Annotated in this window: 21 protein-coding genes; 15 read left to right on the top strand and 6 right to left on the bottom strand. The window is 69.1% G+C overall.

Annotated elements, in window-relative coordinates:
• The first annotated feature begins 40 nt into the window (after positions 1 to 40).
• The 6 genes from LMI96_RS12620 (at position 41) to LMI96_RS12595 (ending at position 1,959) form a co-directional block, all read left to right on the top strand.
• Complete coding sequence (locus tag LMI96_RS12620) at positions 41 to 439, top strand: helix-turn-helix transcriptional regulator (protein ID WP_228361729.1); 399 nt, start codon at positions 41 to 43, stop codon at positions 437 to 439.
• A gap of 93 nt (positions 440 to 532) precedes the next feature.
• Entirely contained in the window at positions 533 to 724 is a 192-nt protein-coding gene (locus tag LMI96_RS12615; protein WP_223722660.1) for a helix-turn-helix domain-containing protein, read from the top strand.
• Between the two features lie 83 nt (positions 725 to 807).
• Positions 808 to 906 (top strand): 30S ribosomal protein bS22, encoded by a 99-nt coding sequence (locus LMI96_RS12610; protein ID WP_003792170.1) that lies wholly within the window; start codon positions 808 to 810, stop codon positions 904 to 906.
• A gap of 85 nt (positions 907 to 991) precedes the next feature.
• Entirely contained in the window at positions 992 to 1,285 is a 294-nt protein-coding gene (locus tag LMI96_RS12605) for a rhodanese-like domain-containing protein (RefSeq protein WP_223722661.1), read from the top strand.
• Between the two features lie 90 nt (positions 1,286 to 1,375).
• A complete protein-coding gene (locus tag LMI96_RS12600) occupies positions 1,376 to 1,663 on the top strand; it encodes a glutaredoxin family protein (protein WP_223722662.1) in 288 nt (95 codons plus the stop codon).
• On the top strand, positions 1,660 to 1,959 hold the full coding sequence (locus LMI96_RS12595) for a Dabb family protein (RefSeq protein WP_228361728.1): 300 nt from the start codon (positions 1,660 to 1,662) through the stop codon (positions 1,957 to 1,959). Before LMI96_RS12600 ends, LMI96_RS12595 begins: the two co-directional genes overlap by 4 nt.
• On the opposite strand, the gene LMI96_RS12590 is transcribed toward LMI96_RS12595, so the two are convergent.
• The 6 genes from LMI96_RS12590 to aspS all read right to left on the bottom strand — a co-directional run bounded on the left by LMI96_RS12590 (position 1,908) and on the right by aspS (position 8,936).
• Positions 1,908 to 3,128: a mechanosensitive ion channel family protein gene (locus LMI96_RS12590; RefSeq protein ID WP_228361727.1), complete on the bottom strand. Its 1,221-nt coding sequence runs from the start codon at positions 3,126 to 3,128 to the stop codon at positions 1,908 to 1,910. The two genes, LMI96_RS12595 and LMI96_RS12590, sit on opposite strands and share 52 nt — an antisense overlap.
• Before the next feature lie 207 nt (positions 3,129 to 3,335).
• Entirely contained in the window at positions 3,336 to 4,442 is a 1,107-nt protein-coding gene (locus LMI96_RS12585; protein ID WP_223722665.1) for an ABC transporter ATP-binding protein, read from the bottom strand.
• Positions 4,439 to 5,233: an ABC transporter permease gene (locus tag LMI96_RS12580; RefSeq protein WP_228361726.1), complete on the bottom strand. Its 795-nt coding sequence runs from the start codon at positions 5,231 to 5,233 to the stop codon at positions 4,439 to 4,441. Before LMI96_RS12580 ends, LMI96_RS12585 begins: the two co-directional genes overlap by 4 nt.
• Positions 5,230 to 6,132, bottom strand: a complete 903-nt coding sequence (locus LMI96_RS12575; RefSeq protein WP_228361725.1) for an ABC transporter permease subunit — start codon at positions 6,130 to 6,132, stop codon at positions 5,230 to 5,232. The genes LMI96_RS12580 and LMI96_RS12575 overlap by 4 nt, the downstream gene beginning before the upstream one ends.
• Positions 6,133 to 6,173: 41 nt before the next feature.
• Positions 6,174 to 7,313 carry an ABC transporter substrate-binding protein gene (locus LMI96_RS12570; protein WP_228361724.1) on the bottom strand — a complete coding sequence of 380 codons (1,140 nt, stop codon included), beginning with the start codon at positions 7,311 to 7,313 and terminating at the stop codon, positions 6,174 to 6,176.
• A 279-nt stretch (positions 7,314 to 7,592) separates the two neighbouring features.
• Positions 7,593 to 8,936, bottom strand: coding sequence for an aspartate--tRNA(Asn) ligase (aspS, locus tag LMI96_RS12565; protein ID WP_228361723.1), 1,344 nt, complete (start codon positions 8,934 to 8,936; stop codon positions 7,593 to 7,595).
• A gap of 58 nt (positions 8,937 to 8,994) precedes the next feature.
• On the opposite strand from aspS, the gene LMI96_RS12560 reads away from it, so the two are divergent.
• The 9 genes from LMI96_RS12560 (at position 8,995) to LMI96_RS12520 (ending at position 17,909) form a co-directional block, all read left to right on the top strand.
• Complete coding sequence (locus LMI96_RS12560; RefSeq protein ID WP_308015769.1) at positions 8,995 to 9,504, top strand: DUF6264 family protein; 510 nt, start codon at positions 8,995 to 8,997, stop codon at positions 9,502 to 9,504.
• Between the two features lie 117 nt (positions 9,505 to 9,621).
• A complete protein-coding gene (locus LMI96_RS12555) occupies positions 9,622 to 10,305 on the top strand; it encodes a DedA family protein (RefSeq protein WP_228361721.1) in 684 nt (227 codons plus the stop codon).
• Between the two features lie 62 nt (positions 10,306 to 10,367).
• Positions 10,368 to 10,997 (top strand): histidine phosphatase family protein, encoded by a 630-nt coding sequence (locus tag LMI96_RS12550; RefSeq protein WP_223722672.1) that lies wholly within the window; start codon positions 10,368 to 10,370, stop codon positions 10,995 to 10,997.
• On the top strand, positions 10,994 to 11,608 hold the full coding sequence (locus LMI96_RS12545) for a TlpA disulfide reductase family protein (protein WP_223722673.1): 615 nt from the start codon (positions 10,994 to 10,996) through the stop codon (positions 11,606 to 11,608). The genes LMI96_RS12550 and LMI96_RS12545 overlap by 4 nt, the downstream gene beginning before the upstream one ends.
• A 10-nt stretch (positions 11,609 to 11,618) precedes the next feature.
• Positions 11,619 to 12,359, top strand: a complete 741-nt coding sequence (locus LMI96_RS12540; protein ID WP_228361720.1) for a cytochrome c biogenesis CcdA family protein — start codon at positions 11,619 to 11,621, stop codon at positions 12,357 to 12,359.
• Positions 12,340 to 14,154: a cytochrome c biogenesis protein ResB gene (locus tag LMI96_RS12535; protein ID WP_228361719.1), complete on the top strand. Its 1,815-nt coding sequence runs from the start codon at positions 12,340 to 12,342 to the stop codon at positions 14,152 to 14,154. The genes LMI96_RS12540 and LMI96_RS12535 overlap by 20 nt, the downstream gene beginning before the upstream one ends.
• Positions 14,155 to 14,158: 4 nt before the next feature.
• A complete protein-coding gene (gene ccsB / locus LMI96_RS12530) occupies positions 14,159 to 15,181 on the top strand; it encodes a c-type cytochrome biogenesis protein CcsB (protein WP_228361718.1) in 1,023 nt (340 codons plus the stop codon).
• 29 nt (positions 15,182 to 15,210) lie between these two features.
• Positions 15,211 to 16,428, top strand: coding sequence for an ROK family transcriptional regulator (locus tag LMI96_RS12525; RefSeq protein WP_228361717.1), 1,218 nt, complete (start codon positions 15,211 to 15,213; stop codon positions 16,426 to 16,428).
• A 119-nt stretch (positions 16,429 to 16,547) separates the two neighbouring features.
• Complete coding sequence (locus LMI96_RS12520) at positions 16,548 to 17,909, top strand: extracellular solute-binding protein (RefSeq protein WP_228361716.1); 1,362 nt, start codon at positions 16,548 to 16,550, stop codon at positions 17,907 to 17,909.
• Positions 17,910 to 17,912: the final 3 nt, after the last annotated feature.

Here is a 17,912-nt window from a genome sequence, read left to right as displayed (position 1 = left end):
TGTCATGGTACTCCGCCCGGCGCCCCACTAACCTAAGCGCATGGCGGATATCTTCGGCGTGATCGCGGACGCGACCCGGCGCGACATCCTGCGCCTCCTCCTCGATCGATCGATGGCGGGCGAGCGCGGAACGAGCGTGTCGTACATCGTCTCGAGGCTCGGTGTCAGTCAGCCCACCGTGTCGAAGCACCTGAAGGTGCTGCGCGACAGCGAACTGGTCTCCGTGCGCGAGGAGGGTCAGCACCGCTATTACTCGCTGTCGTCCGGTCCGCTGGACGAGATCGACAACTGGCTCATCCCGTTCCTCGACGAGGATCTGGACGACTCGATCTCTACTCTCCCGGAGCCCGCCGCGCACGCCGCCGACGTCGTCGGCCGTGCCGCCGCATCCGTCGGTCGGGCCGTCACCGCCGCGTTCGGCAAGATTCCCGGTCGCTGACCCGCATTCCCACGAGCACCAGCGGTTTACATCCGTCCCGCCGGGGACCTAGAGTGGCGGGCAGCCCGACGGGCGATGGGGGAGGGGTGTGGCATGGCCGAGCTGCCGGATGTGCGGTTCCTGACGGTCGCGGAGGTCGCGCAGCTCATGCGCGTCTCCAAGATGACGGTGTACCGACTCGTGCACGCGGGAGAACTGCCCGCCATCCGCTTCGGGCACAGCTACCGCGTGCCGGAATCGGCCGTCGCAGAGCTCGTGCAGCGGCCGGCCGCCGACGTCGGCTAGACTTATCCGAGGCATTTTTTTCGATGCCTCGTTCCCGGGCACAGGCCACCCTGAGCCCAGACCGCTGATCTGTGAGGTTTTCCGTGGGTTCTGTCATCAAGAAGCGCCGCAAGCGCATGGCGAAGAAGAAGCACCGCAAGTTGCTTCGTAAGACTCGCCACCAGCGCCGCAACAAGAAGTAATCGCGGCACCGACACCGAGCGCCTGTCCACCGGACGGGCGCTTCGTGTTGTGCCGGCACGCCGCGTCTGCGGCTAGCCTGGGGGCGTGAACTCGATCTCCGTGCAGCAGCTGCGTGACCGGCAGGATGTCCCCCTCATCGACGTCCGCGAAGTCGACGAGTACGCCGCAGGCCACGTGCCCGGCGCCGTCAACCTCCCGATGTCGACGATCAACGAGCACCTCGACGACCTGCCGGACGGGCCGTTCGATGTGATCTGCCAGGTCGGCGGGCGCTCGGCGCGGGTCGTGCAGGCCCTCGAGGCCCGCGGGTACGACGCGACGAACGTCGACGGCGGAACCGGCGAGTGGGTCGCCGCGGGATTCCCCGTCGAGAGCTGAGCGGCGCGTTCACGGCCGTGCCGTGGCGTGCCGTGGCTCGGCCGTGCCGACGTGCCCTCGTGCCTCCGTGCCGCCACCTAGGATGGTGACGTGACCACGATCACGCTCATCGGTAAAGACGGCTGCCACCTCTGCGACGTCGCGCGCGGGGTGCTCGAACACGTCCTCGCCGACATTCCGGAGGACGCCGCGGATCGCGTCGAGGTGATCGAGCAGTCGATCCTCGAAGAACCCGCGCTCTTCGAACGGTGGTCCGACAAGATCCCCGTGCTGCTGATCGACGGCACCCTGCACGCGCACTGGCGGGTCGCGCCCGAGCGTCTCCGCGACGCGGTGCTCACGGCCACCCGGTCTCGCACCGAAGGAGCGATCCGATGACGATCCGACACATCGTGGCGTGGAAGCTCGCATCCGATGACGCCGCCGAGCGGGCGGAGCAGTCGGGCCGCATCCGCCGCGAACTGCTGGCCCTGCGTGATGTGGTGCCCGGCATCGTCGACGTCACGGTCGGCGCCGACGTCATCGGCGGCGCCAACTGGGATCTCGCCATCGTCGCGGACTTCACCGACGTCGAGGCGCTCGAGGGCTACGCCGTGCACCCCGCGCACCAGGACGTCGTCACCTACGTGCGATCGGTCGTCTCCGACCGCGTCGCCGTCGACTTCGAACTCTGAGCCCGCGCGGATGCGTCCGCATCCGCCGGCACGATGATCGGAATCGCCTGCGTGAACGTGCTCGCGCGCGCTTCCGCCTCGGCGCTCCCCGTGAACAGGCCCTCTCCAGGAGCGTGGTCGGGCTCGACGAGCGGCTCCGGCTCGGGCTGCGTCATCATCACACGCTGAACGGGTAGCGCCGCCGGCATCGTGCTCTGCACCCACGTCACCATCGCCTCGCGGACGACGCAGCGCAGGTCGAAGAGCGTCGGGGAGTCCTGCGCCGTCACGAGGATCCGCACGCGCACGAGTCCGCCCGTGGCTTCGGTCACCTGGAGCACGCTCGCCCGGCCGTCCCAAAGGTCGGTCTGGGCCAACACCTCGTCGAGGTGCGCCCGCATCCGGGTCGGCGAGACGCGCCAGTCGAGGTCGAGTTCCACCGAACCGAGCAGCTCCGATCCCTGACGGGTCCAGTTCTGGAAGGGCGTGGTGGTGAAGTAGGTGCACGGCAGCACGAGGCGGCGGTCATCCCACAGGTCGAGCACGACGTAGCTCAGGGTGATCTCGCCGACCCGGCCCCACTCGCCCTCCACGACCACGACATCATCGACGCGCAGGGCATCGCTGAACGCGATCTGGAGCCCCGCGAAGATGTTCGCGAGCACCGACTGCGCGGCGAGACCGGCGATGATCGAGACGATACCGGCGGAGGCGAGCACGCTCGCGCCGAACGCCTGGACCGCGGGGAACGTCAGCAGCGCGGCGCCGATCGCGACGACGACGATGAGCGCGATCGCGAGACGGCGCACGATGAGGGTCTGGGTGCGGATGCGGCGGGCGACACGGTTGTCGGGAACGTCGATGCGGTAGCGGCCGAGCGTCACGTCGGTCCCGAAGGTCACGAGCGCCGCGAGAAGCCAGGCGGCCGTCGCGATCACGAGGATCGTGAAGAGCTGGTCGAGAACCGGCATCCAGTCCCGGTCGGGGAACGCGAGTCCCAGCGCGACCCAGACCGCCAGGGTCAGCAGCAGACCGCGGAACGGGCGACGGGCGCGCCGGATGAGTCCCGCCGGCCACGAACGGCGGCGGGAGGCCAGCCGGGTCGCGGTCGACACGATCACGGTCACGGCGATCGCCGCGACGAGCGCGATGGCCAGGGTGAGGGCGAATTGCAGCCAGGGGTCGAGCATGAGCCTCCTCGGGTCGGACGCGTTCCACGCTCTCACACCCGACCTCCGAGCCGCCTCCGCGCGAGGTCGGGGGAGTGGGCGCGGGCGTTTGTGCGGGTGTGGGGGTCACGGGATTCGGAGATGTCACGGGATTCGGAGCGGAATACCCCCGATGCTCCGCATCCGGTCGCATCTCCGAATCCCGTGACGGGCGATCCCGGATCGGGATCAGGGAAGGGGGCGCGTGGTGACCGGTGTGGGATCGAGCGCGACGCGCACCGCATCCCCGTACTCGACGCGGTCGGATGCCGCGTGCTGCACGTTCACGAGCGCACCGTCGGCCGTGCGCACCACCGAGCGGCGGAAGCTGCCGAGGAAGGTGCTCTCCTGCACGACCGCGTCCACGCCCGGGTCGGTGGCGCTCCGCAGGCGCACGTTCTCGGGCCGCAGGAACACCTGCACATCACCGTCGTCCGCCGGGCTCTGCAGCGGCAGGTCCTGGCCCCACACCGACACGATCCCGCCGCGCACGACGCCTCGCACGAGGCTCGAAACGCCCACGAAGGCTGCCACATTGGCCGTCGCGGGGCGCAGGTACAGGTCTTCCGGGGTGCCGATCTGCTCGATGCGGCCGGCGTTCATCACCGCGATCCGGTCGGAGACGGCCAGCGCCTCCTCCTGGTCGTGCGTGACGAACACGGTCGTGATGCCCAGGCGCAGCTGGATGCGGCGGATCTCATCGCGCAGCTGCACGCGGACCTTCGCATCCAGGGCCGACAGGGGTTCGTCCAACAGCAGCACCCGGGGTTCGGTGACGAGCGCTCGGGCGAGCGCGACGCGCTGCTGCTGCCCGCCGGAGAGCTGGTGCGGGTAGCGGTCGGCGAGGTGGCTGAGGCCGACGAGGTCGAGGGCGTCGCCGGCGCGGCGCACCGCATCCGTCCGCCCGACCCCGCGGCGGCGCAGACCGAACGCGGTGTTGTCGGCGACCTTCAGATGCGGAAAGAGCGAGTACGACTGGAACACCATGCCGATGTCGCGCTTGTTCGTGGGGACTCCCGACACGTCCTTGCCGCCGAGCAGCACGCTGCCGCCGGTCGCTCGTTCCAGGCCGGCCAGCACCCGGAGGGCGGTGGTCTTGCCGCATCCGGACGGGCCGAGCAGCGACACGAACTCACCGGGCGCCACGTCGAGGTCGACGCCGTGGAGCACCCGGGTCGTACCGTAGTCCTTCTCGACGCCGCGGAACTCGACGCGGGTGCCCTCGCCGGCTTCGGCGAGCAGCATGTTGTCGGAGGTCTGCGGCAGGTTCCGCAGGGGAGAGTCGGCGGTGGTCATGAGGAGGCCTTTCCGGATCCGACGCGTCCGGCGCGTCCGATCACGAGCAGCAGCACGAACGCGAAGACGAGTGCCAGCAGGGTGAAGATCGCCGCCGAGTAGGGGTCGACCTTGTTGACGACGAGAAGCGCGGTCTGCAGTACCTGGCGGTTCAGCAGCGACGCGATCGTGAACTCTCCGAGCACGACCGCGACGGAGATGAGGGATGCCGAGAGCAGGCCCTGGCGCAGGTTCGGTGCGATGACGCGGAGCACGACGCTGATCCAGCCCGCGCCGAGGGTGCGCGCGGCCTCCGACAGGGTCTTCATGTCGATCGCGTCGATCGACGCCTGGATCGACCGGTAGGCGAAGGGCAGCACGAGCACGCCGTAGGCGAACGCGAGCGTCCATGCGCCCGTGCCGAGCGTGCGACCGATCTGCTGGTAGATCGGCGCGAGCCCGACGACGAGCACGATCGCCGGGATCGAGATGGGCAGGAGCGCGACGAACTCGAAGATGCGACGCATCCGCGGAAACCGCAGGGACACGAGGATCATCGTCGGGGTCATCAGGAACAGCACGATCAGCACCGTGACGACGGCGAGGGTCAGCGAATTGCCGAGCGCAGCCCAGACCGGCTTGAGCAGTGACGCGTTCTCGGCAGAGAAGAGACCCGTCCAGTTCGCGAACGAGTAGCCATCGCCGTCGCGGAGGGTGAACAGGAACGTCGCGAGCAGCGGCAGGGCGAAGAAGACCCCGACCAGGATGCCGATGATCCACCGGGTGAGGGCGCGCGGGGCGATGGCGTTCATGACTGCCACCTCGCGGCTCGGCGCTGCACGAGCGAATACAGCCACATGACGACGGCGACCACGACGATCATGCCGAGGGCGAGTGCGCCGGCGAGGTTCTCGCGGCCGAGGACGGTTTCGCTCGTGAGGGCGGTGCGGATCTGCAGGGGCACGATCTGCGAACCCTGGCTGGCCAACGCCGCCGCGGTCGCGTAGGACGAGAAGGCGTTCGCGAACAGCAGCAGCAGGCTCGCGAGGAACGAGGGGGCGAGCACCGGCATGCCGACGTGGCGCCAGAAGCCGCCGCGGGTGCCGCCGAGCGTGAGATTCGCCTCGGCCCACTGGGGCTTGAGCGCCGTCATGGCGGGCATGAAGGTGATGACCATGAGCGGGATCTGAAAGTAGATGTACGGCAGGATCAGGCCCGGCAGCGCGTAGATCCAGGCGCCATCCGCGAACAGATTGATCCCGAAGGTGTTCAGGAGCGCCTGCGTCACGATTCCCTGGATGCCGATCGTCGCGATCCAGGCGAATGCGAGCATCACGCCGCCGAACTGCGCGAGCACGCCCGCGGCGGCATCGACGAGGGTGCGGATGGCGCCGGTCTCGGGGAGTCCCAGCAGGGCCCAGCAGACCAGGGCGCCGACGACCGCGCCGACGGCCGCGGTGAGCAGCGACAACCACGTGGAGTTGGCGAAGGTCGTGAGGATCACGGGATCGCCGAGGGCCGCGATGTTGTCCAGCGTGAAGGTGCCGTCGGCATCGAACAGTCCCGATGCCACGGCCAGGACGGTCGGCAGCAGCAAGAACAGCAGCAGGTAGGCCGCGAACGGTACGAGTCCGAGGGCGGCCAGCCAGTTCCGGCCGCGCGCGCCCCGCCGCGCCGGAGCAGAGTGCTCCGGCGCGGCGGGGGCGTTCACGTGGGCCCCTTCGGGCCCGGTGAGAACAGCAGGAGAGAAGGTCACGAGACCGCCGCGGCCCACTTCTCGCCGAGGAGCGTGCCGGCCTGGGTGCTCTGCTCCTCGGTCGGCACGACGGTGTCGTCGGGCGCGGCCGGCAGCTTGCTGGCGAGGTCCTCGTCGAGGGTGCCCGCGGTCTGCATGGCCTCCATGCGCGCGGGGCGCGCGCCACCGGCGAGCCACAGGTTCTGCGCCTCGTCGCTGTAGAGGAACTCCTGCCACAGGCGAGCGGCCGCCGGGTGCGGGGCGTTCTTGTTGATGGCCTGGTTGTAGTAGCCGGCGTAGCCCGTACCCGGGAAGACGACGACCTTCCAGTTCGGATTCGACTCGGCGTGAGCCGCGTTCAGGTAGTCCCAGTCGAAGACGACGGGGGTCTCGCCGCTCGCGACGGTGCCCGAGGTGACGTCGACCTTCAGCATGTTGCCGGCCTTGTTGAGCTCGGAGAAGAAGTCGATGCCGGGCTGGAAGTCGTCGAGCGTGCCGTCGCTCTGGACGGTGGCGAGGCCCACGGCGGCGAACGCCGCGCCGGCCTGGGTCGGGTCGCCGTTGATGGCGACCGAACCGCGGTACGCGTCACCGAGCAGGTCGGCGAGCGAAGTGGGCGCGTCGAACTTCGACGAGTCGTACCCGACCGACATGTACCCGCCGTAGTCGCCCACGAACAAGCCGGTCGGCTCCTTCAGCGCCTCGGGGATGTCGTCCCAGTTCTCGACCTTGTAGGGCGCGAACATGTCGGTGCTCTGCAGAGCGACCGTGAGGCCGAGGTCGAACACGTCGGGGGCGGTGTCGAGGCCGTCATTCGTCTTGGCGGCGTCGATCTCTTCGGCCGAGGACGCGTCGGGGGTCTGCTCCTCGATGCTGATCTCGGGGTACTTGGCGGCGAAGGCGTCGAGCACGGCGCCGTAGTTGGCCCAGTCGCGCGGGAGGGCGATGACGTTCAGCGCGCCTTCGGCCTTGGCTGCGGCCTCGAGGTCGGCGAACGTGCCGAAGTCGGCGACGCTGGTGGCGGATGCTGCTGCGGTGCTGTCGTCGCTGGGGGCGGCGTCGGACGAACCGGCGCAACCGGCCAGGGCGACGGTCGCGGCGGCGACGAAGGCGATGCCGGCAGCGGTGCGGCTGCGACGGCGGGAAACGATGGACATGTGCGTTCCTCTCGGGTGAGTCGATGCATCCGGACGTACGGGTGCGTCGGTTGCATCGGGACGAGGGGGACGCTAATTCGGTCGGGTGAACCGCGCGGCGGCGACGGGTGAACGCCCACTGAACAGTTCACTTGCCTCATATGCACGCTTCGAGGCGGCGAAAGCGTGTAGATGAGGCAAGTGAACCGGGAAGCGAGGGGGAGCGGGAACGACGACGGCCGCCGCCCGGGCGGGGCGACGGCCGTCGAGGAGCGTGGGCTGGGCCCGGCGCAGGGCGGGTTACGGCGCGAGGCGCGTGGGACCGCGGAAGAGGTAGGTGACCTCGCGGATCGAGGACTCGCCGAGCAGAAGCATCAGCACCCGGGCGAGGCCCATGCCGAATCCGCCGTGCGGCGGGGCGCCGAAGCGGAAGAAGTCGAGGTAGAAGTCGAGGTGCTCGGGGTCGAGACCCTTCTCCTTCGCCTGCTCGATCAGTACATCGACGCGGTGCTCGCGCTGCGCACCGGTCGTGATCTCGACGCCGTTGAAGAGCAGGTCGTAGCTCTTCGTGAGCCCGGTCTGCTCGTCGCGCATGTGGTAGAAAGCGCGGATCGCCGGGTGGTAGTCGGTGATGAAGACGAACTGGTGTCCGAACTTCTCGGCGACGTAGGCCGCGATCTGGCGCTCGCCCTCGGGGTCGAGGTCGCCGTCGGTGCGGGGCACCGCGTAGCCGCGTTCCTTGACGATCTCGAGTGCCTCGGCGAGCGGGATGCGGGGGAACGGGATCGCCGGAACCTGCACCTCCAGGCCGAACAGTTCCTCGATCTCGGCGCCGTGCTTGTCTTTGACCGCCTGGATGGAGAACTGCAGCAGTTCCTCCTGCATCCGGGCGACGTCTTCGTGCGAGTCGATCCAGCTGATCTCGGCGTCGATCGAGGTGAACTCGGTCGCGTGCCGGCTCGTGAAGGAGGGGTCGGCACGGAAGGCGGGCGCGATCTCGAAGATCTTGCCGAAGCCGGCGACCTGCGCCATCTGCTTGAAGAACTGCGGGCTCTGGGCGAGGTAGGCCGTCTTGTCTTCGAAGTAGGGCACCTCGAACAGTTCGGCGTTCGACTCCGAGGGAGACGCCATGAGCTTGGGCGAGTGCACCTCGATGTAGTCGCGCTCAACCCAGTACGTGCGCATGGCGTGCTCGAGCGTCGTCTGCACCCGGAAGATGAGGTTGTTGCGGCGCTGGCGAAGGTCGAGGAAACGCCAGTCCATGCGCTTGTCGACGCTGGAGTCGGCGGCGATCGGCGTCTCGGGGTTCGCCGCGGCCGCGATGTCCAGGCCCGCGATCTTGATCTCCACCCCGCCGAGCTTGACGCGCTCGTCGTGCTTGAGTTCGCCGGTGACGGTGAGGAAGGTGCCGGAGGCGAGGCCGGAGATCGTCTCGGTGAGGGCGAGCGCGGCCTCGGCGGCCGAGTCGGCGTCCTCGGCGAGCTCGCGCGTCGCCGGGTTCACCAACTGCACGGCGCCGGTCTCATCGCGGAGGATGACGAACTGCACCTTCTTCTGGTCCCGCACGGTCTCCACCCATCCCGACACCGTGACGGGGCCGGCCGGAAGAGTCTTCAACTGCTGGACGAGGACGCGTTCGCTCATGAGGAGCAAGTCTACGTGCGGCGCGTCGCGCGCTCCCGCCGCGCCGTACGATGGCGGCGTGAGCGGAACGCGGCCGGACGACGATCCCGGCGTCTACCGGATGCCGACGGAGGCATTCCGCGTCGGCGCGCACGCGCAGCCGCAGGACCCCGTCGCGACGCCCGAGCCGGTGCCGACCGCCGCACCGCCGCCCGCCGCGCCGGATGCGGCGACGCGGACCGCATCCGCCCGCTCGCCGCGCCGACGACGGGGCTGGGACATCGCGCTGACGATCGTGCTCGTCGTGCTGCTGGCGGTCGCCGCGGTGATCGCCTCGAGTCTCGGGCTCGTCATGGCGGCGTCCGCGGATGCCTGCGGGAGTGGCGGACGGGTCTGCCGCGACGACCTCCACTCCATCGGGGTGTGGATGCTGTTCACGACCCCGTTGCTGGTGCTCGCGGTCACGGCCTTCTTCGCGATCGTGCTGCTCGTGGTGCGCCGCCGCGCGTTCTGGGTGCCGATCGCGGGGACGATTCTGCTCGCCGCCCTCTGGTCGCTCGGCGTCTTCCTCGTATGGGCGGCCACCTGACTGGTGCGGCGGCGACCTGATTCGCCCTCACAGCAGGGGTTCATACTCATCCCATAGGGTCTGCTGCAGTGCCCGCTGCCCAGCGCGCCGATCACCGAGACCCCCACGAGGACCCCGATGACCGCCACCGCCCTGGTCGCTGCCCGCACGGACGGGGGGTCGTGGCTGACCTCGCTCGTCGACATGATCGTCTCGCTCATGGAGACCATCGGCCCGGTCGGTGCCGGGATCGCGATCGCGCTGGAGAACCTGTTCCCGCCGCTGCCGAGCGAGGCCATCCTGCCGCTCGCGGGCCTCACCGCCAGTCGCGGGTCCTTCACGATCGCCGAAGCCCTGATCTGGACGACGCTCGGATCGATCGTCGGGGCGTTCGCGCTCTACGGCATCGGCGCGTGGCTCGGTGTCGGGCGGCTGCGCCGCGTCGCCGCGAAGGTGCCGTTGCTGCATCCGGAAGACATCGACCGCACGATCGCCTGGTTCGAGAAGCACGGCGGCAAGGCGGTGTTCTTCGGCCGGATGGTGCCCATCTTCCGGAGCCTCATCTCCATCCCCGCCGGCGTCACACGGATGCCGCTGTGGAAGTTCGGACTCCTGACGGGTGCGGGAAGCCTCATCTGGAACACGATCTTCGTGCTCGCGGGATTTTTCCTCGGCGAGCAGTGGCACATCGTCGAGCAGTACGCCGAGATCTTCCAGTACATCGTGATCGCGGTCGTCTTCGCGGCGGTGGCATGGTTCGTCTACACCCGCACACGCACCCTCATGCGCAACCGGCGCGACTCCGATCCCGCATCCGACTGAGCACTGCCGTCCACAGCCTCCGTTCAGGGAACGCAAAGAGCACCCGGACGTAGAATCGATGGGTGCCCGCCGACCGCCTCCACCTCGTGCGCCACGGAGAGGTCCACAACCCCTCCCGTGTGCTCTACGGTCGGCTCCCGAACTTCCGGTTGAGCGTCGACGGACGGGCGATGACGCGGCAGGCCGCCGAGTACGTGCACGATCTCGGCCGACCGGTCAGCGCGCTCCTCTCCTCGCCGCTGCAGCGCGCCCGTGAATCCGCAGAACCGTTCACCGAGGTGTTCGGCATCGAGCCCGTCATCACGGAAGACGTCATCGAACCGACGAACGTCTTCGAGGGACGCCGGATGAAGCGCGCCCTGATGAACCCGCTCAACTGGCGGCACCTGGCCAAGCCCGAGGTGCCCAGCTGGGGCGAGCCGTATGCGCAGGTCGTGGATCGGATGCGGCGCGCCATGGACAGAGCGTGGGATGCGGTGCCGAGCGGCGACGTCGTCATCGTCAGTCATCAGCTGCCGATCTGGGTCACGCACCTATCGGTCGCGGGGGACCGGTTGCGACACGACCCGCGCCAGCGCCGCTGCGCACTGTCGAGTGTGACGAGCTTCGAAGGCGGACCCGGATCGTGGCGCGAAGTCGCGTACGCGGAGCCGGCCGCATCCGCCGGCAGTATCGACGTGGGAGCAGTATGACCGTCCGAGAACGGCGCCTCGCGCGCCGCGCCACCGCCGCGTTCGCCGCGGTACTCATGCTGGGACTCGCGGGGTGTTCCAGCGACGGCCTCGCCGAGCAGTACCGCGAGGGGTCCAACAAGGGCTTCATCGGGGCGGACGGCCTGCAGGTCGTGGAGATCTCCGCCGACGACCGCACCGAGCCGGTGGAGTTCTCCGGCGTCACCGATCGGGGCGACACCCTGACGAGCGCCGACGTCGCCGGCCAGGTCGTCGTCGTGAACTTCTGGTACGCCGCGTGCGGGCCGTGCATCGTGGAGGCCCCTCGCCTCGAGGAGGCCTACCAGTCCGTTCAGGGCGAAGACGTGACGTTCGTCGGCGTCAACACGTATGACCAGGCCTCGACCGCGCAGTCCTTCGCCCGCGACAACGGCGTGAGCTACCCGAGCATGCTGGCCGTCGACGACACGCAGCTGAAGCTTGCCTTCGCGACCGCGACCACCCTCAGCGCGACCCCGACGACGCTCGTCCTCGACAAGGAGGGTCGCGTCGCGGCCCGCATCGTCGGGGAACTCTCCGAGCCCTCGATCCTCGAGACGCTCGTTCGCGACGCGCTCGCCGAGTCCTCGTGATCGGCCCCTCGTGACCGGAATCGTCGCGGAGGGGGCGCTCTGGGTCGCAATCCCCCTCGCCCTCCTCGCGGGACTCGTCTCCTTCCTCTCCCCGTGCGTCCTGCCGCTCGTTCCCGGCTACCTCGGCTACCTCGGCGGGCAGGCCGAGTCGACGGGTCGAGGCCGCGGCTCCGGTCGCGGACGACTGATGCTCGGCGTGCTGCTGTTCATCGCGGGCTTCACGGTCGTCTTCATGGCGGTGACGATCCTCGGCGGCACCTTCGGTCGTTTCTTCCTCGAGTACGCCGACGTGATCACGCGGCTGCTCGGTGTCGTCGTGATCCTGCTCGGCCTCGTCTTCGTCGGCCTCTTCGGTTTCGCGCAGCGGACGCTGAAGCCTGCCGTCCGCAGCAACGTCGGCCTCGTCGGCGCGCCGCTGCTCGGCCTCGCCCTGGGCATCGGCTGGGCTCCGTGCATCGGCCCGACTCTCGGCGCGATCATCGCGGTCTCCTGGAACCTCGGCGACCCCGGTCGCGCTGGCATCCTGGGCTTCGCCTACTCGATGGGCCTCGGCATCCCGTTCGTCCTGCTCGCCGCCGGATTCGGCTGGGCGACGCGCTCCACGACGTTCCTCCGTCGCCACATCCGCGTGGTCAACATCCTCGGCGGCGTGCTGCTGGTACTCCTCGGCATCCTCATGGTCAGCGGTGTCTGGTCGACCCTCATGTCCTACCTGCAGGGGGTGTTCCTGAATGTCCCGGCCCCGCTCTGACGACCAGAACAACGATCCGCTCCGCCCGTCCGACCACGTCGACGGGCTTCCGGCGGCATCCGGTCGCGCTTCCGCGTCGGGCGCCGACGACGACGGCATCACCGCCCCCCGCCTCGGTCCTCTCGAGTGGGCGCGCTGGGGCTGGCGGCAGCTCACGAGCATGCGGACGGCCCTCGTGCTGCTGCTGCTGCTGGCGATCGCCGCCGTTCCCGGCTCGATCTTCCCGCAGCGCTCGGCCGACCCGAACGGCGTCACCCAGTTCCGCACCGACAACCCCGACCTGTTCCCGATCCTCGACGGCATCCAGCTGTTCGACGTGTACTCCTCGGTCTGGTTCTCGGCGATCTACCTGCTGCTGTTCATCTCGCTGATCGGCTGCGTGATCCCGCGTACCCAGCACCACTGGAAGGCCCTGCGCGCCCGCCCGCCCCGCACTCCCGCGCGACTGTCCCGTCTCGATGACCACCGCGAGAGCGTGCTGCGCCTGCCGGCGGGGGTGGATGCGGACGCCGCGGCCGCGGAGGCGATCGCGCTCGCCCGCGCCCAGCTGCGCGGCGCGCGCTACCGTACCGAGCGATACGACGGCCGCGGGTCGCTGTCGGTCTCCGCGGAACGCGGGTACATGCGCGAGACCGGCAACCTGCTGTTCCACATGGCGCTCGTTGGCGTGCTCATCGCGGTCGGCGTGGGCGGAGCGCTCACGTACACGGGCCAGCGGGCCATCGTGCAGGGGCAAGGTTTCGTAAACGCGCTGACGGACTACTCGTCATTCAACCCCGGCCGCTTCGTGAACGCCGACAACCTGTCGCCGTACACGATCGCCCTCGACGACTTCGACATCACGTACCAGCCGGCCGGTTCGCCCGGCGCGGGTCAGGCCGGCAACTTCGTCGCGCACGTCACGACCCAGCAGCCCGACGAGGAGGCGAAGACCGGCGAGGTGCGGGTGAATCATCCGCTCGAGATCGCCGGCGACCGGGTGTATCTGATGGGCAACGGTTACGCGCCGTCGATCACGGTGCGAAACGCCGCGGGCGAAGAGATCTTCCACGACGACGTGCCGTTCCTGCCGCAGAGCAACCAGATGACCTCGCTCGGTGTCGTGAAGATCGCCGACGGCCTGCCCGAGCAGCTGGGCCTCGTGGGCTTCTTCTACCCGACGGCGCAGGAGCTCACGACCGGCGCGCTCACCTCGGTCTACCCCGACCTCGTGTTCCCGGTGCTGACCCTCGACGCCTACTCGGGCGACCTCGGCATCGACGACGGCACACCCCGATCGGTGTACACGCTCGACACGGGCGACATGACGAAGCTCACCGGGCGGGGCACCGACGCCCCCTCGATCCAGTTGCTGCCCGGCCAGAGCGCGCAGCTCCCGAACGGTCTCGGCACGATCACGTTCGAGAACGCCGCCGACCCGACCACGGTCGAAGCGACCGACGGCACGCTCGACTCGCTCGCTCCCGACGGCAGCTACCAGGGTTCGGTCAAGCGCTTCGTCTCGCTCTCGATCCACCACGATGTCGGAGCGCCCTGGGTGCTCGCCTTCGCGCTGCTCGCTCTCGGCGGGCTCATGCTCGCGCTGTTCGTTCCGCGCCGCCGGATGTGGGTGCGCGCGAGTGTGCGCGACGGCGCCGTGCACCTCGAGTACGCGGGACTCGCCCGCGGCGAGGACCCGCAGCTCGCCGCCGCGGTCGCACAGTTCGCCGAGCGGCATACGGCGGCATCCGCCGCCGCCCTCCGTGCCGATCTCGATGACGTAGAGCCGTCCGGCTCCCGCCCGAAAGTAGACTGACGCCATGACCGACCAGCTCTCGCTCGACGACGTCTCGGTGCTCCTGATCTGGACGGCGATCGCGATCTACGCGCTGGCGTTCATCGCCTACGCGATCGATCTGTCCCGCCGTTCCGCGCAGGCGATCGACGCCCAGGACGCCACCGTACGCGAGCGTGAGCTCGTGGGTGCCGGCGGCGAGACGATCGCCCAGGTGCGCGCGAGCGAGGAGGCCGCCGCGGTGTCGCTGAGCGCTCGCGGTCGCGATCGTTCCCGGCCGGTCTGGGCCCGCATCGGCACGGCCATGGCCTGGCTCGGATTCCTCTTCCACCTCGGGGCGACCATCACCCGCGGCATCGAGGCCGAGCGCGTGCCGTGGTCGAACATGTACGAGTTCTCGATGACGGGAACCCTGCTGATCGTCGCGGTCTACCTCGGCGTGCTGTTCCGCTACGACCTGCGATTCCTCGGGTCGTTCATTATGGGTCTGGTCGCCGTGCTGATGGGTGGGGCGACGCTCTTCCACGTCGACGTCTCGCCGCTGTCCGACCCGCTGAAAAGCGTCTGGCTCGTCATCCACGTGTTCGTCGCGTCGCTCGCGACAGCGCTGTTCGCCCTCGCGTTCGCGCTCTCGGTCGTGCAGCTGCTGCAGGCCCGCCGCGAGCGCAAAGCGCTCGAGGCCGCCGTCGGCACCGTGGGCAAGACCGGACCGGGCTTCCTCCGCATCCTGCCGAGCGCCACCGACCTCGAGTCGCTGGCCTACCGGTTCGCGATCATCGGGTTCATCTTCTGGACCTTCACGCTCATCGCCGGCTCGATCTGGGCCAACGACGCGTGGGGTCGGTACTGGGGCTTCGACACCAAGGAGGTATGGACCTTCGTGATCTGGGTGCTCTACGCCGGATACATCCACGCCCGCGCCACGCGCGGGTGGCGTGGCACCCGGTCGGCGTGGTTGTCGATCATCGGGTTCGCCGCGGTGATGTTCAACTTCACGATCGTGAACATGTTCTTCAAGGGCCTGCACGTCTACTCCGGCCTGAGCTGAGTCCGCGCGAGCCGCGAGGGGGAGTGGCCATGCGCAGGGGATCCAACCTGCCGGCGGTCGGGACGTACAACCAGACCGTCGTCCTGGACCTCATCCGGCGTGCCCCGGGGGGGATGAGCCGCGTCGAGCTCGCCGAGCGCTCCGGACTATCGGCGCAGACCCTCAGCAACGTCACGCGGCGCCTCGTGGAGGAGGGGCTGATCGCCGAGGCCGGCAAGGTGATCTCCGGTCCGGGTAAGCCCCGCACCCTGCTGGCGCTCGTTCCGCGCTCGCGCTTCGCGATCGGCATCCACCTCGACCCGGCGGTCGACACGATCGTCGTGATCGACATGGCCGGCACGGTCGTCGCGCACGCCGAGCACCCGCCCGGGCGGTCGACGGATGCGGGCCGCCTCATCGGATCGATGGCCGACGCCGTGCTCGACATCATCACGCGCGCGGGCATCGACGAGGACCGCATCGTCGGCGTCGGGGTGGCCGCTCCCGGTCCGCTCCAGGACGGACGCTTCCTCACCCCGCCGCTCCTGCCGGCGTGGCACGGGGTCAGCATCCGCGATGGGCTGGCCGCCGCGACCGGGTTGCCGATCGTCGTCGAGAAGGACGTCACGGCGGCCGTCGTCGGCGAACTGTGGCTGGACCGCGGATACGACGTCGGTGACGCGATGTTCCTCTACTACGGCGCCGGGATCGGTGCGGGGCTCGCCGTCGGCGGCATGCCGGTACGCGGCGCCACGGGCAACGCCGGCGACATCGCCCACCTGAGCGTCGATCCGTCCGGACCCATCTGCGAGTGCGGCAACGCGGGCTGCCTCGGAGCATCGCTCGAACCCGACACGATCCTGCGGCTCGCCGGCATCCGGAGCGGTCAGGCGCCCGTCGAGCAGCTTCCGGCCGATCCGCGCCCCGAGCTCGATCGGCTCCGCGCGCTGGCCGAGGAGGGCGACTCGGCCGCGATGGCCGCGATTGCCCTGACCGCGCGGCGGCTCGCGCGCGGCCTCGTGCAGCTCGACAACGTGCTCGACATGGGCGTCGCGGTCGTGGGCGGTCCGGTCTGGGCGCGCCTGTGGCCCGTGCTCCGGGAGCCCCTGCGGCAGAGCCTGGCGGCGGATCCCGCCATCCGCACACTCCGTCCGTTGCACCTGCGCGACTCCCGACTGGGTACGGATGCGGCCGCCGTCGGTGCGGCCTGCCTGTTGCTGGACGGCGCCTTCGCGGCGCGCCCGTCCGACCTGCTCATCACCGGCTGACCCCCGGTCCGCGGGGTGACCGGATCGTGATGAAACTCGGACTTGATTCTATTACTCCATTTGATAGATTTATCCCCGCACGGCGCTCTGAGGCGCCAAACCCTAGCAAAGGAGCAGGAATGCGTCACAGGACTCTCGCCGCCGTCGCCGCCATAGCGGTGTCTGGTCTGGCCCTCGCCGGCTGCAGTTCAGCCGAATCCGCGCCCGCCGACGAGACCGGCGATCGCACCATCACGGTCGCCTACCAGAAGACCTCGGCGTTCCATCAGCTCGACGACCTGTTCCAGAAGGTCAAGCCCGAGTTCGAGGCCGCGAACCCCGGCGTCACCGTCGACCTCCAGCCGATCGAGTCGGAGGACGAGTACTTCACGAAGCTCGCCCTGATGAACGGTTCGGCCGACACCGCCCCCGACGTCATCTACGAGGACACCTTCCAGATCCGCTCCGATGCGGCCGCCGGATACCTGCTCCCGATCGACGACTACGTCGCTCAGTGGGAGGACTGGGGCCAGTTCTACGACGCCGCCAAGGAGGCCGGCCTCGGCGACGACGGCAAGACCTACGGCGTCTCGATGGGCACCGACACCCGCGCGATCTACTACAACAAGGACCTCTTCGCCGCGGCGGGATTGCCCACCGACTGGCAGCCCACCAGCTGGGACGACATCCTCGACGCGGCCCGTGCGCTGAAGGCCAGCAACCCCGATGTCATCCCGCTGAACATCTACGGCAGCAAGGCGGCCGTCGAGCAGACGTCGATGCAGGGCGTCGAGATGCTGCTGTACGGCACCGACTCCACGCTCTACAACACGGACTCGCAGAAGTGGGTCACCGATTCGACGGGGATGAAGGACACGTTCGGTTTCTACCAGGACCTCTACTCGGAGGGCCTCGGAACGCCGCTCGACCTGGCGCTGGACACCACGATCGGCAGCCGCGTCTCGACCGAACTGATCCCGCAGGGCAAGGTCGCGATGGCGATCGACGGCTCGTGGCTGCCCGGTGGCTGGATCGAAGGCCAGAGCGCATGGCCCGAGTGGGAGCAGACGATCGGTCTCGCGAAGATGCCGACGCAGGATGGCGGCGACCCCGGCTTTACCTCGATGTCGGGCGGCTGGACCCTCGCGGTCGGCGCGCAGACCGACTACCCGAAGACCTCCTTCGACTTCATCGCTATGGCGCTGAACCAGGAGAACTCGCTGAAGTACGACACCGAGAACAGCCAGATCGCGGTGCGCGACGACGTCGCGACGTCTGACGCCTACCTGTCGTACAACCCGACGTTCGCGTTCTTCTCCGACCTCGTGCAGTACACGCACTTCCGCCCGGCGACCCCGGACTACTCGCAGATCTCGAGCGCGCTCCAGCAGGCGGTCGAATCCGTGATCACCGGGGATGCGACGGCCGAAGAAGCGACTTCCGCCTACGACGAGGACCTCACGAAGATCGTGAGCGAGTCGAACGTGGAGCAAGGCGACTGAGTT

Source organism: Microbacterium sp. cx-59, assembly GCF_020805625.1.
In the GTDB taxonomy this organism is placed as follows: domain Bacteria; phylum Actinomycetota; class Actinomycetes; order Actinomycetales; family Microbacteriaceae; genus Microbacterium.
Note: the sequence above shows the minus strand (reverse complement) of the source record. Positions and strands in the feature narration are given on the sequence as shown.

Coding starts and splice junctions, on each gene's coding strand:
- LMI96_RS12585 (WP_223722665.1), bottom strand. CDS start 4,442: ATGACCACCGCCGACTCTCCCCTGCGGAACCTGCCGCAGACCTCCGAC.
- LMI96_RS12535 (WP_228361719.1), top strand. CDS start 12,340: ATGTCCCGGCCCCGCTCTGACGACCAGAACAACGATCCGCTCCGCCCG.
- LMI96_RS12525 (WP_228361717.1), top strand. CDS start 15,211: ATGCGCAGGGGATCCAACCTGCCGGCGGTCGGGACGTACAACCAGACC.
- aspS (WP_228361723.1), bottom strand. CDS start 8,936: ATGAGCGAACGCGTCCTCGTCCAGCAGTTGAAGACTCTTCCGGCCGGC.
- LMI96_RS12570 (WP_228361724.1), bottom strand. CDS start 7,313: ATGTCCATCGTTTCCCGCCGTCGCAGCCGCACCGCTGCCGGCATCGCC.
- LMI96_RS12545 (WP_223722673.1), top strand. CDS start 10,994: ATGACCGTCCGAGAACGGCGCCTCGCGCGCCGCGCCACCGCCGCGTTC.
- LMI96_RS12590 (WP_228361727.1), bottom strand. CDS start 3,128: ATGCTCGACCCCTGGCTGCAATTCGCCCTCACCCTGGCCATCGCGCTC.
- ccsB (WP_228361718.1), top strand. CDS start 14,159: ATGACCGACCAGCTCTCGCTCGACGACGTCTCGGTGCTCCTGATCTGG.
- LMI96_RS12580 (WP_228361726.1), bottom strand. CDS start 5,233: ATGAACGCCATCGCCCCGCGCGCCCTCACCCGGTGGATCATCGGCATC.
- LMI96_RS12620 (WP_228361729.1), top strand. CDS start 41: ATGGCGGATATCTTCGGCGTGATCGCGGACGCGACCCGGCGCGACATC.
- LMI96_RS12520 (WP_228361716.1), top strand. CDS start 16,548: ATGCGTCACAGGACTCTCGCCGCCGTCGCCGCCATAGCGGTGTCTGGT.
- LMI96_RS12595 (WP_228361728.1), top strand. CDS start 1,660: ATGACGATCCGACACATCGTGGCGTGGAAGCTCGCATCCGATGACGCC.
- LMI96_RS12615 (WP_223722660.1), top strand. CDS start 533: ATGGCCGAGCTGCCGGATGTGCGGTTCCTGACGGTCGCGGAGGTCGCG.
- LMI96_RS12555 (WP_228361721.1), top strand. CDS start 9,622: ATGACCGCCACCGCCCTGGTCGCTGCCCGCACGGACGGGGGGTCGTGG.